The following is a 20,912-nucleotide window of genomic DNA, read 5'->3' as shown; positions in this document are numbered from 1 at the left end:
ATGCCAAAAAAAGTGCTGGTTTTTAGTCAAATCGCCCCAGAAATTCTCACCCAACTCCAAGAAAATTATGATGTGGTGCAGGTTAATCCCAAACAAGGCGATGTTAATGAACAGATTCGCCAGCATGTGGTTGATGCGGACGGCATGATTGGTGCAGGACGAATTTTAAATGAAGCAAACCTTGCATCAGCACAGCGTTTAAAAGTCATTTCGAGTGTCAGTGTCGGTTACGATAATTACGATGTAAATTATTTGAATCAGAAAAAAATCTGGTTGGGGCATACACCTCATGTGCTAACCGAAACGACGGCTGATTTGGCATTTACCCTGCTGATGAGTGCTGCACGCCGTGTGCCTGAACTAGATCGCTGGACAAAACAAGGGCAATGGCAACGCACCGTTGGCGCAGCGCAATTTGGACAGGATATTTTTGGTAAAACTTTAGGTATCATCGGGCTTGGGCATATTGGCGCAGCGATTGCCCGACGTGGTTTTTATGGTTTTAACATGAATATTCTTTATCATAACCGCCGTGAAAAAATCGAAGCTGCTCAGCCCTTTAATGCAGAATATTGCCATCTAACAGAGCTACTAAAACGTTCGGACTTTGTGGTTGTAGCGGTCGATTTAAATGCGGATTCAAAAGCATTGATCGGGCAGGCTGAACTGGATTTAATGCCGCCACATGCGGTGTTGGTGAATATTTCCCGTGGTTCGGTGCTTGATGAAGCTGCTTTGATTGAAACTCTAAAAGCAAAAAAAATCTTTGCAGCAGGTCTGGATGTTTATTGCAAAGAGCCTTTACAACAGTCGGAGTTGTTCAGCCTCGACAATGTGGTGACATTACCGCATTTGGGTTCAGCTACCGCAGCCACACGATTAAAAATGGCAGAACTTGCCTATCGAAACCTGATCGATGCGCTTGAAGATCGGACACCGCGCTATTTGGTGAATCCAAACTTTGCCTGAACCCGAAAGGTGAATATGACTAACATCCTGATGCAGCGACTGATTTGTTTGGCATGTGCTATTTCAATGCCTGTTTATGCTGAGGATTTTGCATATCATTATCGCCCTGAATCACTTGATGTCCCTAATGTCGGAGGGATGAGTGTCGGAATTATTGATCAGCAAAATGAGAAAATTTTAGGGGAAAAAGTTTATCGGGAAATTCATTCGCATCTGGATGTCATTCAAAATCCGTGGCTAGAAGATCAGCTAGATGCTATTTTTCGCAATATTGTCAGTCAAACCAATTTGGGTGCACCGATTGGCTTGTTGATTATTAAAGACAAACAAGTCAATGCTTTTGCTGTGCCTGGTGGCGTATTTGCAATCAACACAGGTTTACTTGCATTGGCAAAAAATCGCGATGAAGTCGCGAGTGTGATGGGGCATGAGGTCGCGCATGTCACGCAGCGGCACTATAGCCGATCCCAAGAAGCGTTTAAAGGGCAGGGTTTGTTGGCACTTGCAGGTATTTTGGTTGGTGCAGCAATTGCTACACAGTCTAATAGTGGTGCAGGTTCTGCAGTGATGCTTGGAACACAGGCGGCATTGGTCAGTCAACAGTTGAGTTATAGTCGTGATCAGGAGCGTGAAGCAGACCGTATTGGCATGCAATATATGGTTGCAGCAGGCTATAACCCAAATGCGATGGCAGATTTTTTTGAACGGATGCAGCGGTCTTCGGTGCAATTGAGTTTTATGCCCGAGTTTTGGATGACGCATCCACTCACCACTGCACGCATGAGTGAAGCCCGATTGCGGGCAAAGCAATTTCCAAATGTAAAACCCAATATTAGTGATCCAGATTATGAGTTAATCAAATGGTATGCTGCAGTGTTGTCAAATGATGTCACTGAGCTGCAACTTAAAACCTTGCAAGCACAGTATAATCAGGCGGCCATTTTGGCATTGACAGCATTTTATTTGCAACAAGGAGATGCTGACCAAGCGCAGGCAACACTCAATACGGCGCAGATGCAAATACGTAAAAATATACTGGCCGTGCTGTTACAAACTGATATTTTTTTAGCGCAGCATCAGTTTGATCGGGCTTACCAAACTGTTGTATCGCAGCAGAAAATCATGCCTGAAAATCGTGCCTTGACTTATAAGTTGGCTGAAGTGTTGAACCGAAAAAAACAGCCTGCTGCTGTATTTAATTTGGTCAATAAAATTTTGCAGGATAATCCGCATGATGTGCAGGGTTGGGATTTGATGCAGCGTGCGGCGGTGATTGATCAAGCCTCACCTGTTCAGGCAATACAAGTTTTACGCTACCGTGCCGAAGTAGAATTTTGGTCGGGTCGGGAAGAAGAGGGAATTAAATCATTATTACACGCCCAGCGTTTAGCCAAAGATAATTTATCTTTGTCTGCTACAATTGAGCATCGCTTAAAACAAATGCAGGCAGAGCGATTATTTACTTTAGAATAAATTTTGAGAATTTTTATGAAAAAACTGATTTGTGTACTGGCTTTAGGTTTATGTAGTGTATCGAGCTTTGCTGCTGAATCCGCGTTAAAAGCGCATAGCCAGCAAGAACTTGAACAAAAACTAGAGCAATCTACCCAGAAACATGATGCTGAAATGCAGGCATTTCTAAACTCTATCGATCCTAAGGCAACTCAATTTACTTCGCAGCAGTCTCAGCATTTTTGCAAGATTACTCAGGGGTTAATTAATGATATGTATGCAGTACTCGATCAGAATCGCGAGTTGCTGGTAGAAGAAGATCGTAAAGTGACGAAGCAAGAGTTTATTACTCAGGCAGTTTATGAAGCACCGGATTATCAAAGTTTGCAGAAAATGGGTGTGAATTGTAAATTAAAATAAATCATCAATTGCACAGGATGTATGTATATAGACTGTGCAATTCAATATAAAAAATAATCCATCATGGTGATCGATTTTAGATAACAAGAAAACATATTAATTGAAATCTATCTATTTAATAATATTAGGAAATTCTATGAAAAAAATAATTGCAGTTATTATTTTGGGTTTTTGTAGTGTGTTGAGTTTTGCAGGGCAGACTTCGCTCAAAATGCATGATAAGGCAGCAATGGATCAAAAAATGGATGAGTTTAAAAACCAGTACACGCAGAGGAAAAATGCGTTATTGCAGTCGATTGATCCTCATGCAACAAGTTTGACCGTACAACAAAAACAGCAGATGTGCCAGTCCACACAAATTTATTTCAATAACGTTTATGAGCTAATGGATCAAAACCGAAATTTATTAAAACCGGAAAAGAGAGAATTCACGCGTGAACAATTTAAAGCGATGTTTTTAACAAGAGCAGGTTTGTCATTGAAACAGATAAACTGTAATTTTATATAATCATCGGATTGCACAGTATGTAGCGATCTATGCTGTGCAATAAAATCTGAGGGATGTCTTTTTGGCTTAGACTGTAAGTTTTAAGCGAGTTTTGCTTTAACTTTTGCAGATGCAAGTGCAGGATCGGCACGCCCGGCTATGAGCGGACGTAGAGAGTTCATCACCTTACCCATATCTTTCATGCTAGTAGCTTCTTGCGCAGTAATAGTCTGTGCAATGATGGAATCAAGCTCTTCCTCAGTCATAGCTTCTGGTAGAAATTGAGATAAAACTTCAATTTCGGCTTGTTCCTTACTAGCTAAATCTTCTCGGCCAGCGCCTTCAAAGGCTTTAACCGATTCTTTACGTTGTTTTATTTGCTTTTCAATGACCGCAAGAACCTGAGTATCGTCAAGCTCTATGCGCTCATCGACTTCGATTTGCTTGATTGCTGCCTGTAGACTACGAATTACCGTTAACTTATCCATTTCTTTAGCACGCATTGCGGCTTTCAAAACATCAGTTATTTGGTTTTTTAAAGTAGTCATTTATTTTGTCCAGGTGAGTCAATCAATCACAAATTAATCTTAGTAAAGGCGAGTAGTACGTACTGATTCGCGAGCCAATTTCTTTTGGTAGCGTTTAACAGCAGCAGCTTTTTTACGTTTACGTTCTTGAGTTGGTTTTTCGTAAAATTCACGTTTACGAACGTCAGCCAAAACACCCGCTTTTTCGCATGAACGCTTGAAACGACGGATAGCTACGTCTACTGGTTCGCCTTCTTTCAATTTAACTTGTGGCATGAAGAATCCTCATTAAGTTATGGATAAGATCTAGGCTGAATTGCCTTCGATCACAAGTGAAGGTCAGTATTTTACTCATTTACATCTCATATCACAAGTCTATAATAGCGATGGCTGTAATTTGGATAGTGAAAATAGGCATTTAAATGATTGTTTTAGGCTTGGAAACATCTTGTGACGAAACTGGACTGGCGCTTTACGACAGTGAGCAGGGGCTTTTAGGTCAAGTACTATACAGTCAGATTAAGCTACATGCCGAATATGGCGGTGTGGTGCCTGAGTTGGCATCGCGTGATCATGTGCGTAAATTAATTCCATTACTCAATGAGTTGTTACAGCAAAGCGGTATCAAGAAAAACCAGATTGATGCCATCGCCTACACCCGAGGCCCTGGTTTGATGGGGGCGCTTATGACAGGCGCACTGTTTGGTCGTACTTTAGCTTTTGCATTAAACAAGCCAGCGATCGGTGTGCATCATATGGAAGGGCATATGCTGGCACCGCTACTTTCCAAAAATCCGCCTGAGTTTCCATTTGTGGCGTTGTTGGTGTCTGGTGGACATACTCAGTTGATGGCAGCTTACGGCATTGGTCAGTATGAGTTGCTAGGCGAGTCGATTGATGATGCGGCAGGTGAAGCCTTCGATAAAGTGGCGAAAATGATGGGTTTACCCTATCCAGGTGGGCCAAATATTGCCAAGTTGGCACTGAATGGTAATCCTGAAGCCTTTGAGTTTCCACGTCCGATGTTGCATCAAGGTCTGGATTTCTCATTTAGTGGTTTAAAAACTGCTGTTTCAGTACAAATGAAAAAATTGGGTGATGAGAACCGCGATGCGGATATTGCTGCATCTTTCCAAGAGGCGATTGTCGATACTTTGGTGAAGAAATCAGTCAAAGCTTTAAAGCAGACAGGTTTAAAGCGTTTAGTGATTGCTGGCGGTGTGAGTGCCAATCTACGCTTACGTGAAAGTCTGGAGCAAAAACTCGCCAAGATTAAAGCTCAGGTCTATTATGCAGAGCCTGCGCTGTGTACAGATAATGGTGCAATGATCGCATTTGCTGGTTATCAGCGCTTGAAGTCGGGTGCATGTGATGGATTATCTGTGACGACAACACCACGCTGGCCAATGACTGAATTGACAGCACCAGAAGCATAAATCTGCAAGTAAGAAAAAAGCCTGTGAAAACAGGCTTTTTTATGCATTAAAAGTCTTCCTGTTCACCTTGCTGACACCATTCTTGTACATTAGGATGCTGCAAAACACGCTGCATCCATTGCTGAGTGGCTTCAGAAAATTTGAGGCTATAACTTTTTGCCCGTAGTGCGATTGGTGCAAAAAAGGCATCGACAGCACCAAAGTCTTTACCTGCCAACCACACACCACCAAACTGGGTCAGGCCTTGTTGCAATAGTTCATCTAGGCGCTGAATATCGTGATCGAGTGCAGGTGTATGTTCTATCTCGATACCTGTTAATGCACAGTTCATTGGACAGCGTGAACGCAATTCCATAAAACCTGAGTGCATTTCTGCCATTGCGCAGCGTGCCCATGCGCGCGCTGCTTTGTCTTGCGGCAATAGCTTGGGATATTGTTCGGCAACATATTCAATAATTGCCAATGAATCCCAAACCACTTGTTCTCCATCAATTAAACAAGGCACTTTACCAGATGGGGAAAATGCCTTGAATTTTTGGTAACTGCTACTGCCCAGATTTAATGGGCTAAGCTGTTCCTGAAAAGGAATATCCAGTGCGCGTAGGCTGAGCCATGCACGCAGCGACCAAGATGAGTAATTTTTATTGCCAATCCATAAGGTATACATGAAATGAATATCCTGTTTTAGGTTATTGGAAAACATCTTCTACTAAAAGTTCATACATGCTTTGAAAGGCACGTTTTGATGATTTTTCGTTATGTGGTTTAACATCTGCTTGATTGGCAGTTTTTACTGTAAAAACATGATACGTCTGAGCATAACTGATCAGTTTCCAGTCTAACTCAGTTTTTTTTATTTCTTCACTAAATTCTTGCACAGGATTTATGAATCGGGGTGAGGTAGTTGGTGGTGTTCATTTATTGAGGCGCAGACGCTATTGAAAGTATTGCTGAATTTGTGATGATTTCTCGGGCAAAATTATAAAAGCTCTTTTGCTTAGCCCTTAGACCTTTTATGATATGCCTCCAGATTTTTAGATTGATTCAGGGTTATGCCATTTACCATTGCAACACGGGTGAGTTTTGAGGAAGAGATCAAAAAAAGTCGTTTTCAGGCATATGCGACTCCTGTTGAAACTGAACAGGATGTCAAAGATTTCTTGGCTTTGTATAAAGATACTAGTACGACCCACCAATGTTGGGCATGGAAAATCGGTCATCACGTCCGCTTCAATGATGATGGTGAGCCATCAGGTACGGCTGGACGTCCTATTTTAGCCACGATCGAAGGCAATGAGTTGACGAATGTTCTGGTTTTGGTCAACCGTTGGTATGGTGGTATTAAATTAGGCACAGGTGGTTTGGTTCGTGCTTATGGTGGCTGTGCTGGTCAATGTTTATTACTAGCTGAAAAAATTGAGTTAATTGAAAAGAAACAGGTTTCTTTCTCGTGCTTATTTAATGAATGGGCAATCTTTCAATACGAAATGCAACAGCAAGGCATTGAGTTTCAGGAAGACTATACAGCCGAAGGCGTCACCGTTCTGGCTAAGTTGCAGATTCATCAAATCGAAGCCCTTGCTAAAAAAATTCAGGATGTGACCCGTGGACGCGAACAACTACACATCTTAGATGAGGAATTGCCAGATGCAGGCTGATGATCCATTACTGAAATATCGTGAGCAGCATAAACAGCGCCTAAATTATATGCCTTGGTTATATTGGACTTTAAAACCAAAGCATCGTTTATGGGCGGAGCAATGGCAACAAGAGTACCAGGCCTATCTCATGGAAATGGAAACTGTTGAAATTGGTCAAAACTGTTTTATTTCACCTTTAGCGCATATTTTTGCTGAACGTGGGCGCAAAATTACGATTGGTGACAATACCTTTATTGCAGCGGACTGTACCTTGCATGGACCTTTAACGATAGGTAATGAAGTTGCGATCAACCACCATTGTATCCTTGATGGTGGACGGGCAGGTATTACCTTGGGTGATCAGGCGCGTCTTGCAGCGTATTGCCATTTGTATGCCTTCGATCATGGTATGGATTTGGCAGAACCGATTTATCAGCAGCCTGTACGTTCTCAAGGTATTCAGGTTGGACGTGATGTTTGGCTTGGTGCGCATGTGGGGGTGAAAGACGGTGTGCAAATCGAGGATCATGCCATTGTTGGCATGAACAGCATGGTCACGAAACATGTTGCGAGCAAACAGATAGTTGCAGGTAATCCTGCGAAGTTCATTCGTTTCCGTAAATAAGCTCACTCTCAATTTAGCCGACCTTGGTGAAACTTGTTCTTGATAGCACTAAATCGAAAGATATTTTAAGAGTTAGAACATTGAATATTTTTAATGCGCTCTGTATTTAATTTTAAATTTTTTGGATGTGTTCGGTAATGTATAGGTTCACCGAATAATATCTTGGATATGATGTTTTTTTAATTTTAGTTTGTACTGTGGATAAAATACAAAAGAGAATTTAAACGCTTCGTGACATGATTTTATTGTGTTTTAAATTTTAAATGCCTAAAAAATAAACGGTTTATTGTAATAAAAATGCAACATACCTTTTGGGCAAGTTTCAGCATAAAACATTATAAAATAACATTTTTCCCTGTAATAAATGTGGTCTAAATTAAGATTAAAAATTACATAACTTTACATTTACACTTAAATTGTTGATTTTAAATCAAAATATTTGTAAGAAAGTCTTAAGGTTTGCAAGGTGTAATGGCCGATCTTCTATCGACAATGATCTTTATTATGCTGATGTACCTTTCAAAAAATAAAATCAGCCTGTCATTAGCAGTGTTTAATGGTTTGGTTGCATGTTGGTTAGCTGGATTCACCAACCTCAGTTTTTATCGCAATATTTCCCAACTCAGCTCATATCAGGGAATAAGTAATTATTTATTTATTTTTGTGACATTTGTATTAATTGGGACTTTTTATTTCTTTGTGTTGCAGTTGTTGAACTGGCGTAAAATTGCAAAAACACTCAGCATTATGTTGATTATTCTGACAGGTATGACGTCATATTTTGTCAATCAGCTTGGTGTGGATGTTAGCACTTCACAAATTGAAAATGTGGCACAAACTGATTTGCATGAAACTTTAGATCTGTTGTCTTTTCCATTTTTATTGTGGTGTTTGGCAACGATTGTATTGCCGATGATCGCTTTGTATTTTATTCAAATTCGTCAGGATTCTTTTAAAAAAGTCGTAATGACCAAGCTTGCAAGTTTAGTCATCGCTTTAGCCGTCATGGGTGGCGGGCTTTTTTCATTTTATAGTCAGTATGCTCCGATTTTCCGTGAACACCGTCAGCTCAAGGCGCAAATTTCACCATTGAATGTGTTGTCTAGTGGCACAAGCTATCTCACTAAGCAGTTTAAGCACAGCGATAAAACATTGGTTCCCTATGGGCAAGATGCGCATGTTGTGGCTACAGCCGCGCAAACCAAGCCTAAAATTTTAGTGCTTGTCGTGGGTGAAACAGCTCGTGCCCAAAATTTCAGTTTAAATGGCTATACGAAAATAACCAATCCTGAGCTATCCAAACTCGATATTATTAATTTTACTAATGTTGAATCTTGCGGTACACAAACCTCAGTTTCAGTTCCTTGTATGTTCTCGGGTATGCCTCGTAAAGATTATGATGATGGTCTGGCATCGCATCGCGAAGGGCTGCTCGATATTGCTCAGCGAGCAGGCTATCAGGTCACATGGATTGATAACAACTCAGGTTGTAAAGGTGTCTGTGCCCGAATTAAACACTATATTTCACCTAAAGATGACCCACGCTATAAAAAATGGTGTGAGAAGAATGAGTGTCGTGATGGAATCCTGATTGACGCACTGACTGATTATTTAAAAACTTTAGATGTTGAGCATCTGAAACAAAGCCAATTGATTGTCCTGCATCAAATGGGGAGTCATGGCCCAGCTTATTACAAGCGTTACCCTGCTGAATTTAAAAAATTTACACCAACCTGTGAAACCAATAACATCCAGAACTGTGATTATCAGGCCCTGATCAACACTTATGACAATACGATTTTGTATACAGATCATATTTTGGCATCGACGATTGGGTTACTGAAACAACAACCTGTAGCCAGCAGTATGCTGTATTTATCAGATCATGGTGAATCTACAGGAGAAAGTGGGTTATATTTACACGGTACGCCATATATGGTCGCACCGAAACAACAAACGCATATTCCGATGTTGTTCTGGTTCTCGCAACAGTGGTCTGATCAAAGTAAAATTTATCAATGCCTGTCACAATATAAAGACAGTGCATGGAGTCAGGATAACCTGTTCCCAACGCTCTTGGGGCTGTTAAATATCCAGACTCAGGTCCTTGATCCAAAATTAAATATGTTATCGAGCTGTAAAGGGCAAATTTAGCATGATTCGAGTGCTCTATATTGAAGATGACGTGATGATTGGTAAGAGTACTTACCAATTATTACAGCATGAAAAATTCCATGTGGACTGGGCACAAACAGGTTTGCAGGCTCTAGATCTTCTATTTCGTAATGTTTATCACATTGCATTGCTGGATTTGGGCTTGCCTGAAATTGATGGCTTGGAAATTCTCAAGCACATACGCAAGAAAGCTGATCTCAACCGCATGGGCATTATTATTATTAGTGCCCGTGATCAGAGTAAAGATAAAATTCTGGGGTTAAAGCTGGGTGCAGATGATTATCTGGTCAAGCCGTATGACTTTGAAGAGCTGGTGGCGCGGATTGAATCGGTACTGCGCCGTAGTCATTTTAATGTAGATGAAGAAATTTGCTTTAAAGTCGGTAATATTCAGCTCTTTCCAAATACCCACCGCGTGTTGAAAGCGGGTAAAACAGTTGAGCTTTCCCAAAAAGAATGGGCAATTTTAGAACCGATGATGATGTATCCGAACCAGATTTTTTCCAAGCAGGTTCTTGAAGAAAAGCTGTATGATTGGCAGACTGATATCAATAGCAACACGATTGAAGTGCATGTGCATAATCTGCGGCAAAAACTCGGCAAAAATTTGATTCGCACGGTACGCGGGTTGGGCTACTGTATTGAAACGCATACAAAATAATCTGCTTAAATGTGCTGCTTACGGGCGGTACATTCAGCATTTTTATGGCAAACTCCCACTTAGCTCAAGGATGTCCTTGAGCGTTTGCATTTTTAGCATCCTATTGTTTTTTATGATTGGGATGTCTGCATATCAAATTTCTCTGCAAGAGTCCGAAGAAGTGTTGGATCGGCAAATGCAGGAAATGGCAACTTTCCTTGATAAAAATAATATTTCCTATCGTACATCGACCTATGATAGGCGTCGACCTTACGATGAAACAGATCTGTTTATTGATATTGTACCAAGGCAAGAGCTGCAAAATAGGGAAAAGCATCCAGACTATCTGGTGGGTTATGCCAGTGAACCGTATTTTCAAAAAATTCATTCTTCGCGTGGCGAATTAAAGATTTATGTGTTGCCCTTGCCTGACAGGCAAATTCAGATTAGCCAGTTTGTAAAAGTACGGCGACATCTTGCCAAGCAATTGGCATTTACCATGCTAATTCCCTATGTGCTATTTATGCCATTTGCAATTTATGGTTTTTATCAACTGATTCGGCGTCATCTTAAACCACTCGATGAACTGAAACAGACTTTTGCATTGCGTGATTATTCGGATTTGTCAGAAGTGCATATTGCACATTTACCTGCCGAAATTACCCCTGCCATTGATGAGCTGAATCATTTATTTCATCGGATTGAACAAGAGCAGCAGCAACAAAAAATGTTTATTGCCAATGCTGCACATGAGCTGCGTACGCCACTGACGGCTATTCGTTTGCAAGTTTCCTTGTTGAGTAAGACCGCAAAAGATACCCAAGTCTATGCTGAAACTTTGCAGGATTTAGAGCAGAGCTTAAAACGTATGTCACATTTGGTTGAGCAGCTTATGAGCATGGCGCATCAGGATATACAAGAAAAACAGACATTGCAGCCTGTGAATATGCTCGATTGTGTCCGTCGTTGTGTAGGACAACTGCTGGCTAGTGCAGATAGAAGGCAGATTAAAATTCAGGTGCAAGTTCAGGATGAGCAGACGCCCATCTATGTTATTGCATTGTCCACTGCACTCGAAACGATTATGCTCAATTTGCTTGATAATGCAATCAAGTATAATCCAGAGCGAGGTAAAGTGCTGTTAAATATAAATTTTGATAATGAATATGTCTATGTTGATATTCATGATGACGGGGATGGCATTGATCCGAGTCAGTATGAGAATGCCATGCAGCGTTTTGTGCGCTTGGAAAAAACTCAACATCAGGCGATGGGCAGCGGTCTGGGACTGTCGATTGTGCAGACTGCGCTTGAGCAGATTCATGCAGAAATGCATTTTCAGCCTTCTGCATGTTTGCATGGGTTACAGGTTAGTTTGAAGTTTTTGAGATGGACGAGTCAGTCATAGGTACAGCAACACGAAAATAATGTGCCTGAATGCTATAAATGACAAGGTCAATCGTCCATGTCCACCACAGTGTCCAAAGGTTATGACTCAGGAAATGCGCACCGCGCAGCATTTGTACGCCACTCATTATTGTGCCGAAAAGTAACCCGATCACCAATAAGATGCGCGCCGCTTTAGGATGTGACTGGCGATGTGCAAAATATAGTGCAATCAGCGCAAAACCTGCTGAGGCATGACCACCAGGAAAGCATTTGCCTAAACCTACAATATGTTTGCTCCAAGTCACTGTTTGATGCTGGATTTCGACAATATTCCATGGGCAAGCATGTTCGGACTGGGATTTGAGTAAACCGATTGTGCTGGTACTCAATATCATTGCCATTAATACATAGGCACATAAGCTGCGGTAAGCGCGCCATTTTTCTTGCCAGTATCCTGCGATGAGAACATACAAATGCCCAAATGCAATCAACCAGACGATTTGTTTGAGCCCATCGTGTCCAAGATGGCTTAACCACCAATTGTCTCTTAAATAATAATGTCCTTGTGCATCGACCCAAGGCAGACTGAGAGCTTGATCTAATGCGCCTTTCACTGGAAAAAACCAGTAGAGGATTGCTGCTGCAATGATCAGTAGCACAAGATTGTTTTTCTCAAATGGAGAAAAATCTGGAGCAAACCATTTCAATAGAAATTAACCATAAATTTAATTGATTCATTAAGTTATATAAGAAAACTTAAATTATCCGAGTAAAACTTAAGAGATGTAATCCCGTATAAACAACAGGCGTCTAGCAGCCTGTTTTATTTCTCTTGTACTGCACTGAAATATATTTCAATGTTGCTCAAGGAGAAAAACAAAGAAGTGTATAAACAATCATGAAGCAGGTCTATCTAAATAAAAATTAAAATCAGCGTGACCTGTAACTTTAAATCACTTAGATTTTAACAATATATTGAGATCATAAGAGAATAAAATGCCAAAAACCTTTGTACTTGCCCCAGACTCCTTTAAAGAAAGTATGACTGCACAGCAGGCTTGCCAAGCGATGCAAAGGGGCATTATCAAAATTTTTCCTGATGCACATTTTATTCATGTTCCGATGGCAGATGGTGGGGAAGGTACAGTGGATGCCTTGCTGTTGGCATGTGGTGGACAATGTGTTGAGGTAACGGTGTCAGGTTCTTTACCTGAACAGAAAGTAGCAACCTATTTTGCATTGATTGATCAGGGAAAAACTGCCGTGATTGAAATGGCAAAAGCCAATGGGCTAGATTTACTGCCTGTTGAATTACGTAACCCATTGCGGACCAGTACTTTAGGTACGGGAGAGATGATCCGTGCTGCGCTAGACTATCAGGTTGAAAAAATCATCATTGGGCTTGGAGGAAGTGCAACCAATGATGCGGGTGCAGGCATGGCTCAGGCACTCGGTGTGCGTTTTTATGATGCCCAAGAACAAGAACTGTCTATGGGGCTGGCAGGTGGGCAGTTGCAGCAGGTTCAGCGGATTGACCTGACAGCGCTAGACTCACGTTTACAGCATACTCAAATCTGGATCGCCAGTGATGTAACCAATCCTTTAACGGGGATAAACGGAGCTTCAGCGGTATTTGCCTCACAAAAAGGTGCAGATGCAGATATGGTGCAACAGCTTGATGCCAACTTGCAGCATTTTGCCGAGAAAATTACACAGTGCTGCCAAATTCAGGTTGCCAATATTGCAGGAGCGGGCGCAGCAGGTGGTCTGGCAGCGGGACTTATGGCATTTACAGGTGCAAACTTACATTCAGGCGTTGATTTGGTGATTGAGCAAACCCAGTTAGCGAAACATATTGCACAGGCAGATTATGTTTTTACAGGTGAAGGTGGTATTGATTTTCAAACTAAATTTGGCAAAACACCACTCGGCGTAGCTAAAGTGACTCGCCAGTTCAATAAGCCGTTATTTGCCTGTGCGGGTTATGTCGGTGAGGGGATTGATGAACTGTATCATGAAGGATTTACTGCAATTTTTGGTATTTTAGATCGTTGTTGTGATTTGGCAACTGCTTGTCAGCATGGGCAGCAAAACCTTGAACGTACCTGTGAGAATATTGCTCGAATTTTAAAAAATCATAATTAAAATCAAATAAATAATCCTTGATATTTAAAGTTATTCGATAGTTGTCAATAGATGGCCTACGAGTTACAGATCCATTTTCAGGTATTGAATGGGTGAGGTGGAAAGACATGGCCTAAAAATGACGGTAGATGATAATCTTGACGTTCACTATCTTATCCTTATCAGTTTTACTGATTTAATATTGCCCAGTAGAGGGGCTAAACTCGGCATTATTACAAATATTTATAAATTTAAATGATTTAACAATGGGTGACAAATCATGCTGAAAAAGGTGCTGGTTGTTGTCGTGATCGCTGCTCTGATTGGTGTTGCGGTTTGGGTGAATTATAAGAGTAAAAATCATCTTCCTGAGGGTTTTGCCACTTCAAATGGTCGCTTGGAACTACAGCGTCTGGATGTTGCAACATTATACGCTGGGCGAGTCAAACAGCTTATGGTCAATGAAGGTGACAGCGTTCAGCAAAATGCAGTTTTGGCGCAGCTTTCTTCCGAACAAAGTAATAGTCAGGTGATGGCCGCACAGGCAGGTAAAGACCGCGCGCAGGAAACAGTTAGTCGTGCCGATGCTGAAATTAGTGCCCGCCGTCAACAGGAAAAAGTCGCTAAACTGGACTTGGATAATACTCGCCAATTATATCAACAAGCTTTGGTATCTAAAGCTGAGCTAGACCGTCGTCAGGCAGCGTATGAAGCCGAGCTTGCAGCAGTCAAAGCTGCTCAGGCTGCGAAAGCTGAGGCTGTTGCTGCCGTGGGGCAGGCTCAGGCGCAGATCCAATCTGCTGATTCGACTCATGAAGATATGCTGATTCGGGCGCCAAAAGCGGGGCGTGTAGAATACCGTATTGCTGAGGTGGGTAATGTCCTCGCCGCAGGTAGCAAAGTAGTGACATTACTGGACCCGAGTGATGTCAGCATGACCGTTTTTCTACCAACCAATACCGTGGGTAAACTCAAAGTAGGTGATGAAGCTCGTATTGTGCTGGACGGGCTAGATGCTGTATTTCCTGCCAAAATCAAGTTTATTGCTGATCAGGCACAGTTCACACCCAAATATGTAGAAACTGCCGATGAGCGCGAGAAACTCATGTACAAAGTCAAACTCGCTATTCCGACAGAGATTGCCATACGTTATAACCAGTTACTCAAAGGTGGTATGACGGGTAATGGTTATGTGCGTTTGGATCGGCAAAAGAACTGGGCACCGCAATGGGCAATTAAACTGCCTCAGCCATAACCCGAGGGCAAGCTCATGTTAGAACAACAAGCCACTGCCACTGTAGAAAATGCTGTGGTGATACAGGCTGTCACACATCGTTATGGTCAGGTACAGGCGCTCGATGCTGTAAGCTTAACGATTCCTAAAGGAGTTACAGTCGGCCTGATTGGCCCAGATGGAGTGGGAAAATCAACGCTATTGAGTTTAATTGCTGGGATTAAAGTGATTCAGACGGGGAGTGTACACGTCCTAGGCTGCGACCTTTCAAATAAAAAACAGCAGCAGGCACTTTCTCACAAAGTGGCATTTATGCCGCAAGGCTTGGGGCATAACCTTTATCCGACCTTATCGGTCTATGAAAATGTTGATTTTCATGCACGGCTGTTTGGTTTGCCACGACAGGCGCGACATGCACATATTCAGCGCTTGCTAGAAGCAACAGGGTTGGCACCATTTGCCGAGCGTGCTGCGGGGAAATTGTCTGGTGGCATGAAGCAAAAGCTCAGCCTATGCTGTGCGCTGGTGCATCAGCCTGAACTGCTGATTTTAGATGAGCCAACCACAGGGGTTGACCCGTTGTCCCGTCGTCAGTTCTGGCGTTTGGTAGATAGTCTACGCAGTGAAAATCAGGGTATGACGGTACTGGTTTCAACAGCCTATATTGATGAAGCCGAGCGTTTTGAATATTTGCTGGCAATCGATGATGGCAAGTTACTTGCCAGTGCCCCAACCCAAACTGTGTTGCAACAAACCCAAAGTCAGACTTTGGAGCAAGCCTATATCAAGCTGTTGCCCGATGATAAAAAAACCGATGAACATGGTTTGCAACTCACACCATTTATTAAAGATGAAAACTCACCTCCAGCGATTGAGGCGGTCAACCTGACCAAAAGTTTTGGTGATTTTACTGCGGTTGATCATGTCAATTTCACCATTGAGCGCGGTGAAATTTTTGGCTTTTTGGGTTCAAATGGCTGTGGCAAATCCACAACCATGAAAATGCTGACAGGGCTACTTGAAGCCACTGAAGGCAGTGCCAAATTACTTGGAACACAAATTGAAACTTCCGATATGCAGACCCGCTTACGGGTCGGTTATATGTCGCAGGCATTTTCTTTATATGAGGAGCTAACAGTCAGGCAAAATCTTGTTTTGCATGCACAGCTTTATCGAATGCCTGAAGCCAAGATTGCTGCACGGGTCGATGCTGCCTTACAAGAATTTGATCTGGAAAGTATTACGTCTACCAAACCCAGTGAAATTTCGTTGGGAATGCGCCAGCGGTTGCAACTTGCGGCAGCCTGTTTACATCATCCTGAAGTGTTGATTTTAGATGAACCGACTTCGGGGGTTGACCCCGCAGCACGAGATATGTTCTGGCGACATTTGTTACGCTTGTCCAGAGATGACCGCATTACCATTTTTGTATCGACCCACTTTATGAATGAAGCCGCGCGTTGCGATCGAATTTCCTTCATGCATCGTGGGCAAGTGCTAGCGGTAGGTTCACCTGAACAGCTTTGTCAGCAGCAACAAACGACAGACCTTGAAGAAGCCTTTATTGCCTATTTGCAAGAGGCTTCACAGCAGGAACAAGCGACTCCCGCGGTTGCAGAAGCGCCTGTGGAAGCCTCTCATGAATTTACTGATTTAAGTCATTTGTCAGCCTTTAATTCGGCGCAGGCACAAGGCGTATTGTACTGGCTGGCAACAGTTTGGACATTTGCAGTCCGTGAAGGAAAAGAGTTATTTCGTGACAAGATTCGCCTGTTTTTTGCCTTAATTGGCCCTGTCATTTTAATGATGGCAGCGGCTTATGGTGTATCGTTTGACGTCAAGAAAATCAAGTTTGCGGTACTTGACCGTGACCAGACCATTGAAAGTCGTGAGTTGATCCAAAACTTTTCCGCATCGAGCTATTTTAAGTTGACCGAATATCTGGACAGTAGTGACCAGATTGACTACGCATTGAAAAGTTCACAGGCGCGTCTGGTGATTGATATTCCACCGCACTTTGGACAGCAGTTAATGCGAGGAGAAAAACCTGAGGTCGGTTTCTATATTGATGGGTCTTTACCTTTTATCGCGGAAAATATTAAAGGGTTTGTTTTAGGCATATTAACCAGCTACTTAAACGACCAGTTGCAGGAAAGGGGCTATTCACTCAATACCGCTGACTCCGTGCAGCTTCAGCCACGCTATGTCTATAATCAGGATTTTAAAAGTATTTATGCGATGGCGCCGGGCATGATCATGCTGGCAACCATGCTAATTCCTGTAATGATGACCGCGCTGGGCGTGGTACGTGAGCGGGAAATTGGTTCGATTACCAATTTGTATACTTCGCCTGCATCTGTACGGCAGTTTTTGATTGGCAAACAGTTGCCGTATATCGCCGTTGCCATGTGCAGTTATTTGATTTTGGTGTGGCTTGCCGTTGTGGTGCTGCGTGTGCCTGTGCGCGGTAATTTCTTTGCGATGGCATTGGGTGCATTTGCCCTGATTTGTGCAGCAACTTCGTTCGGTTTACTGATTTCCAGTTTTGTTAAATCTCAGGTTGCGGCAATTTTTGGTTCAGCGATTTTGTCGATGATTCCTGCGCTGAATTTTTCGGGGTTGTTCTATCCATTGTCCACACTGACAGGTATTGGTTACTGGGTGGGTTGGTGTTTCCCAACTGCATGGTTTCAGTTGATTAGTCTGGGTGGTTTTACCAAAGGTTTGAGTTTTCAGAGTTTTATCGGGTATTACCTGATTCTGTTTGGTTTTGGCGTGGTCTATGTGTTTTTGGCAGGGCTGGTGCTGAAAAAGCAGGAGGTATAGTGATGCTGCGTTGGCTTAAAAATGTCTGGATTCTCAGTCTAAAAGAACTCAAAAGCCTGTTTAATGATGTGATTTTAATGGGGCTGATTGTGGTGTTCTTGTCGGTTGCTGTATACACCGTGTCTAAAGGAATCACGACCGAAGTGCGTAATGCATCTGTCGCCATTATTGATGAAGACCGTTCGCAATTGTCTTTTCGGATTCGGGATGCATTGCAAGCACCGTATTTTAAACAACCTGCGATTATCTCACCTGATCAGATTGATCAGGCAATGGACAAAAGTAATTATGTTTTTGTGATCACTATTCCTGCGAATTTTGAAAGAGATGTTTCTGCAAATCGTCAAGCATCCATACAGGTTTTGGCCGATGCGACCGCAGTGACACAAGCAGGTGTTGGAACGACTTATCTGAATCAGATCATACAAAATGAAGTCAATGCGTTTAAGCATCAGTCTCCTACAGATATGTTGCCATTAACGCCGATGGTACGGGTATTTTTTAATCCCAATACCCAAACGCACTGGTATACAGGTATGGCACAAGTGCTGAACAATATTACTTTACTTGCCATGATTTTGGTGGGGGCAGCAGTCATTCGGGAAAAGGAACACGGTACCATTGAGCATTTACTGGTGATGCCTGTACATGCCAGTGAAATTGCCATGTCTAAAATTTTGACCAATGGTCTGGTGATTACCTTGGCAGCATTATTGTCTTTATGGCTGGTCGTGCATACGTTGCTGCAAGTCCCGATTAACGGCTCGATTGGTCTGTATGTTTTAGGTACAGCCATTTATTTGTTTTCGGTCTCGTCTATGGGAATTTGTCTGGCGACAGTTGCGCCAACCATGCCTCAGTTTGGTCTGTTATGTTTGCCTATTTATATGGTGAGCCGTTTGTTGTCTGGTTCTGAGTCCCCGATTGAAAGCATGCCTGAGTGGATTCAGCAGGTTACCTTTTATTCACCTGTAACCTTATATATGCAGTTTGGGCAAGAAGTGCTATTTCGTGATGCAGGTTTAGATATTGTGTGGAAAAAATTACTGCTTATGACGGCAATCGGCGCAGCATTTTTAATGTTTGCGCTCAAGCGCTTTCGTTCCATGTTGACGAGTCAGGGATAAGCTTGTGGAGAATAATAAAATGCAAAAATCGCTGTTGGCAATGGCTATGGGGAGTATCTTGCTCGCCGCATGTAGTCCATTGCAAGTCAAACTTGAGTCTAAAGTCGCTGTGCCTCCACAGTTTGAACACGTTGCGGCGGCTCCTGATGCAGCCGATGTCTCACAGTGGTGGCTAACATGGCATGACCCTGTACTGACACAGCTGATTCAACAAGGTTTGCAAAATAATCACGATCTGACTGCTGCACGGGCAAACTTGCAGGCGGCACGTGCCAATGCAGCGTTGGCATTGGCTGATCTGGGGCCAACGGCTGGCGTATCTGCCGGGATAGATGGTCATCATGCCCAAGTGCATAACCCACTTAGCCCACAAACCCGCAAGATACTATCGGGTTTAGGAGCTTCAGGTTTAAACCGTGATGATTTGAGTGTTACAGGGCACAGTGAACATGCCAGTTTTGCTGCAAGTTGGGAACCTGATATTTTTGGAGGGAAACGTAGCGACGCTGATGCTGCCAGATACGCCAGTATGGCGGTAACCCAGCAGTGGTATGCTGTGCAGATGCTACTTGCGAGTGATATTGCCGACAATTATTTTAAAATGCGAAGTTTACAAAAGCGTATGCAGATTGGGCAAAATACCCTTACTAGCTTGACAGAGCTTCGCCGTTATATTGACGGGCGTTTTAAAGCAGGACAAGTCACCGATTATGATGTGCGCGATGTTGAAATTAAACGGGAAAGCTTAAAAGCTCAGTTGGCAACCTTACAGGCACAGGCAGATGTCTATCAGCGCAATCTAGCCGTGTTGACAGGACAGTCGCCACAACAGTTTCATGTGCCAGCATCGGTGGATATTTTAAATCATATTCCAGCATTACCCAATGGCGAAACGCCTTTATCCGTGTTGAATCGACGTCCTGATGTACGTCAGCAATATGCCTTGATTCAGGCCTCCAGTGCGCAACTTGGCAGTGCCAAAGCCGACTTGTTACCACGTTTTAACATTCAGTTTATTGGGCAAACTGGACAGCTACGTTTAGATAGCAGCACACCTGAACTGAAAGGTTTTGGCGGTTTGATTAGTGCAGGTGTCAGCTTGCCGATTTTTACTTCAGGGCGTATTCAACGCAACATAGAAGTACATGATGCTCAAGCTCAAGCAGTGTTAGCACATTATGATCAACTAATATTGAAGTCTTTGGCAGAAGTTGATAGTGCCTATCAGTTACAAAGTAGTTTAACTCAGCAAAATCGCTATTTGGCACAAGCATCTCAGCAAGCTAACACCCAAGTCAGCAAATCCAACCAGTTGTTTAAATTTGGCAATATTACACTCGATAAAGTTCTGTTAGCACGCATCAATGCACAAGATATACAGGATCGTTTGGTACAGGCACGCTTGGCTGAAGCTGAAAATATGCTGAATGTCTATAAAACGCTGGGTGGTGGCTGGCAGGCGGAACAAACTTCAGCTCAGAAAAATCAATAGGGGCTTATCCAGTTTTGTAAGTCATCTAAAATCAGGACAAAAAAATCAATCAGCCAAATAAGTGGATTGATAAAACGAGAGTGTTTGTATGGTTTGGAAAGTAGGTGGCTTACATGAATCAAATTGGGCAACACCATTTAGGGTGTTGAACCAATGCGATATTTGAAAGTTTAGATTCGTCAATGTGACAAAACCAGATTAGAAAAGACGGTATCGCTGACGATTATTGTAAGCGGTTTAAACCTTATATTCTTCCTACATAATACAGTTTAATTTGATTGTATTAAGATATAAATAATTGTTTTAATTTATTAAATATAGATTAGATCAACGAGGTTTGAGTTAGTGT

General features: G+C 42.5%; 20 protein-coding genes. 15 read left to right on the top strand and 5 right to left on the bottom strand.

All coding sequences use genetic code 11. The features are described 5' to 3' along the window. The 4 genes from P255_RS08040 to P255_RS08025 all read left to right on the top strand — a co-directional run bounded on the left by P255_RS08040 (position 1) and on the right by P255_RS08025 (position 3,349). On the top strand, positions 1–969 hold the full coding sequence (locus tag P255_RS08040) for a 2-hydroxyacid dehydrogenase (protein ID WP_004900564.1): 969 nt from the start codon (positions 1–3) through the stop codon (positions 967–969). Between the two features lie 15 nt (positions 970–984). Beyond that, positions 985–2,442 carry a M48 family metalloprotease gene (locus P255_RS08035; RefSeq protein WP_004900565.1) on the top strand — a complete coding sequence of 486 codons (1,458 nt, stop codon included), beginning with the start codon at positions 985–987 and terminating at the stop codon, positions 2,440–2,442. 15 nt (positions 2,443–2,457) lie between these two features. Next, entirely contained in the window at positions 2,458–2,841 is a 384-nt protein-coding gene (locus P255_RS08030) for a hypothetical protein (RefSeq protein WP_004900566.1), read from the top strand. Between the two features lie 136 nt (positions 2,842–2,977). Beyond that, positions 2,978–3,349, top strand: a complete 372-nt coding sequence (locus tag P255_RS08025) for a hypothetical protein (RefSeq protein WP_004900567.1) — start codon at positions 2,978–2,980, stop codon at positions 3,347–3,349. Positions 3,350–3,429: 80 nt separating this feature from the next. Here the strand turns inward: P255_RS08025 and P255_RS08020 are convergent, their stop codons facing one another. Together P255_RS08020 and rpsU are read right to left on the bottom strand one after the other, a co-directional pair. Further along, positions 3,430–3,876, bottom strand: a complete 447-nt coding sequence (locus tag P255_RS08020; protein WP_004900570.1) for a GatB/YqeY domain-containing protein — start codon at positions 3,874–3,876, stop codon at positions 3,430–3,432. A 39-nt stretch (positions 3,877–3,915) separates the two neighbouring features. Beyond that, entirely contained in the window at positions 3,916–4,131 is a 216-nt protein-coding gene (rpsU, locus tag P255_RS08015; RefSeq protein WP_001136722.1) for a 30S ribosomal protein S21, read from the bottom strand. Between the two features lie 146 nt (positions 4,132–4,277). On the opposite strand from rpsU, the gene tsaD reads away from it, so the two are divergent. Further along, positions 4,278–5,291 (top strand): tRNA (adenosine(37)-N6)-threonylcarbamoyltransferase complex transferase subunit TsaD, encoded by a 1,014-nt coding sequence (tsaD, locus tag P255_RS08010; RefSeq protein WP_004900574.1) that lies wholly within the window; start codon positions 4,278–4,280, stop codon positions 5,289–5,291. A 46-nt stretch (positions 5,292–5,337) separates the two neighbouring features. On the opposite strand, the gene P255_RS08005 is transcribed toward tsaD, so the two are convergent. Both P255_RS08005 and P255_RS08000 read right to left on the bottom strand, forming a co-directional pair. Further along, entirely contained in the window at positions 5,338–5,958 is a 621-nt protein-coding gene (locus P255_RS08005) for a glutathione S-transferase family protein (RefSeq protein WP_004900576.1), read from the bottom strand. 22 nt (positions 5,959–5,980) lie between these two features. Continuing rightward, positions 5,981–6,169: a hypothetical protein gene (locus P255_RS08000; protein WP_035365124.1), complete on the bottom strand. Its 189-nt coding sequence runs from the start codon at positions 6,167–6,169 to the stop codon at positions 5,981–5,983. A 174-nt stretch (positions 6,170–6,343) separates the two neighbouring features. On the opposite strand from P255_RS08000, the gene P255_RS07995 reads away from it, so the two are divergent. The 5 genes from P255_RS07995 (at position 6,344) to P255_RS07975 (ending at position 11,779) form a co-directional block, all read left to right on the top strand. Further along, positions 6,344–6,949, top strand: coding sequence for an IMPACT family protein (locus P255_RS07995; RefSeq protein ID WP_004900578.1), 606 nt, complete (start codon positions 6,344–6,346; stop codon positions 6,947–6,949). Beyond that, positions 6,939–7,556 carry an acyltransferase gene (locus P255_RS07990; protein WP_004900579.1) on the top strand — a complete coding sequence of 206 codons (618 nt, stop codon included), beginning with the start codon at positions 6,939–6,941 and terminating at the stop codon, positions 7,554–7,556. Before P255_RS07995 ends, P255_RS07990 begins: the two co-directional genes overlap by 11 nt. Before the next feature lie 504 nt (positions 7,557–8,060). Beyond that, positions 8,061–9,710 carry a phosphoethanolamine transferase gene (locus P255_RS07985; protein WP_035365122.1) on the top strand — a complete coding sequence of 550 codons (1,650 nt, stop codon included), beginning with the start codon at positions 8,061–8,063 and terminating at the stop codon, positions 9,708–9,710. Between the two features lies 1 nt (position 9,711). Continuing rightward, positions 9,712–10,392, top strand: a complete 681-nt coding sequence (locus P255_RS07980) for a response regulator transcription factor (protein ID WP_004900583.1) — start codon at positions 9,712–9,714, stop codon at positions 10,390–10,392. A 112-nt stretch (positions 10,393–10,504) separates the two neighbouring features. Continuing rightward, entirely contained in the window at positions 10,505–11,779 is a 1,275-nt protein-coding gene (locus P255_RS07975; RefSeq protein ID WP_004900587.1) for a sensor histidine kinase, read from the top strand. On the opposite strand, the gene P255_RS07970 is transcribed toward P255_RS07975, so the two are convergent. Further along, positions 11,742–12,467 carry a phosphatase PAP2 family protein gene (locus P255_RS07970; protein WP_044450262.1) on the bottom strand — a complete coding sequence of 242 codons (726 nt, stop codon included), beginning with the start codon at positions 12,465–12,467 and terminating at the stop codon, positions 11,742–11,744. The two genes, P255_RS07975 and P255_RS07970, sit on opposite strands and share 38 nt — an antisense overlap. Positions 12,468–12,756: 289 nt before the next feature. Here P255_RS07970 and P255_RS07965 point away from each other — a divergent pair, with 289 nt between their 5' ends. The 5 genes from P255_RS07965 to P255_RS07945 all read left to right on the top strand — a co-directional run bounded on the left by P255_RS07965 (position 12,757) and on the right by P255_RS07945 (position 20,563). Beyond that, positions 12,757–13,905 carry a glycerate kinase family protein gene (locus P255_RS07965; protein WP_004900594.1) on the top strand — a complete coding sequence of 383 codons (1,149 nt, stop codon included), beginning with the start codon at positions 12,757–12,759 and terminating at the stop codon, positions 13,903–13,905. Positions 13,906–14,164: 259 nt separating this feature from the next. Next, positions 14,165–15,139, top strand: coding sequence for an HlyD family secretion protein (locus P255_RS07960; protein ID WP_004900599.1), 975 nt, complete (start codon positions 14,165–14,167; stop codon positions 15,137–15,139). Positions 15,140–15,154: 15 nt separating this feature from the next. Beyond that, complete coding sequence (gene rbbA, locus P255_RS07955; RefSeq protein ID WP_004900602.1) at positions 15,155–17,944, top strand: ribosome-associated ATPase/putative transporter RbbA; 2,790 nt, start codon at positions 15,155–15,157, stop codon at positions 17,942–17,944. A gap of 2 nt (positions 17,945–17,946) precedes the next feature. Beyond that, positions 17,947–19,071, top strand: coding sequence for an ABC transporter permease (locus P255_RS07950; protein ID WP_004900604.1), 1,125 nt, complete (start codon positions 17,947–17,949; stop codon positions 19,069–19,071). Between the two features lie 19 nt (positions 19,072–19,090). Next, the gene (locus tag P255_RS07945) at positions 19,091–20,563 is read left to right on the top strand and encodes a TolC family protein (protein ID WP_004900607.1); all 1,473 of its coding nucleotides are present in this window, start codon (positions 19,091–19,093) and stop codon (positions 20,561–20,563) included. Positions 20,564–20,912 lie beyond the last annotated feature (349 nt).

This window comes from Acinetobacter brisouii CIP 110357, assembly GCF_000488275.1.
In the GTDB taxonomy this organism is placed as follows: Bacteria; Pseudomonadota; Gammaproteobacteria; order Pseudomonadales; family Moraxellaceae; genus Acinetobacter; species Acinetobacter brisouii.
Note: the sequence above shows the minus strand (reverse complement) of the source record. Positions and strands in the feature narration are given on the sequence as shown.

Bases quoted from the DNA above. Each gene is read 5' to 3' on its own strand.
- tsaD (WP_004900574.1), top strand. From the start codon at position 4,278: ATGATTGTTTTAGGCTTGGAAACATCTTGTGACGAAACTGGACTGGCG.
- P255_RS07995 (WP_004900578.1), top strand. From the start codon at position 6,344: ATGCCATTTACCATTGCAACACGGGTGAGTTTTGAGGAAGAGATCAAA.
- rpsU (WP_001136722.1), bottom strand. From the start codon at position 4,131: ATGCCACAAGTTAAATTGAAAGAAGGCGAACCAGTAGACGTAGCTATC.
- P255_RS08025 (WP_004900567.1), top strand. From the start codon at position 2,978: ATGAAAAAAATAATTGCAGTTATTATTTTGGGTTTTTGTAGTGTGTTG.
- P255_RS08040 (WP_004900564.1), top strand. From the start codon at position 1: ATGCCAAAAAAAGTGCTGGTTTTTAGTCAAATCGCCCCAGAAATTCTC.
- P255_RS08030 (WP_004900566.1), top strand. From the start codon at position 2,458: ATGAAAAAACTGATTTGTGTACTGGCTTTAGGTTTATGTAGTGTATCG.
- P255_RS08005 (WP_004900576.1), bottom strand. From the start codon at position 5,958: ATGTATACCTTATGGATTGGCAATAAAAATTACTCATCTTGGTCGCTG.
- P255_RS07945 (WP_004900607.1), top strand. From the start codon at position 19,091: ATGCAAAAATCGCTGTTGGCAATGGCTATGGGGAGTATCTTGCTCGCC.
- rbbA (WP_004900602.1), top strand. From the start codon at position 15,155: ATGTTAGAACAACAAGCCACTGCCACTGTAGAAAATGCTGTGGTGATA.
- P255_RS07990 (WP_004900579.1), top strand. From the start codon at position 6,939: ATGCAGGCTGATGATCCATTACTGAAATATCGTGAGCAGCATAAACAG.
- P255_RS07985 (WP_035365122.1), top strand. From the start codon at position 8,061: ATGCTGATGTACCTTTCAAAAAATAAAATCAGCCTGTCATTAGCAGTG.
- P255_RS08035 (WP_004900565.1), top strand. From the start codon at position 985: ATGACTAACATCCTGATGCAGCGACTGATTTGTTTGGCATGTGCTATT.
- P255_RS07960 (WP_004900599.1), top strand. From the start codon at position 14,165: ATGCTGAAAAAGGTGCTGGTTGTTGTCGTGATCGCTGCTCTGATTGGT.
- P255_RS07965 (WP_004900594.1), top strand. From the start codon at position 12,757: ATGCCAAAAACCTTTGTACTTGCCCCAGACTCCTTTAAAGAAAGTATG.
- P255_RS07950 (WP_004900604.1), top strand. From the start codon at position 17,947: ATGCTGCGTTGGCTTAAAAATGTCTGGATTCTCAGTCTAAAAGAACTC.
- P255_RS08020 (WP_004900570.1), bottom strand. From the start codon at position 3,876: ATGACTACTTTAAAAAACCAAATAACTGATGTTTTGAAAGCCGCAATG.
- P255_RS07980 (WP_004900583.1), top strand. From the start codon at position 9,712: ATGATTCGAGTGCTCTATATTGAAGATGACGTGATGATTGGTAAGAGT.
- P255_RS07975 (WP_004900587.1), top strand. From the start codon at position 10,505: ATGATTGGGATGTCTGCATATCAAATTTCTCTGCAAGAGTCCGAAGAA.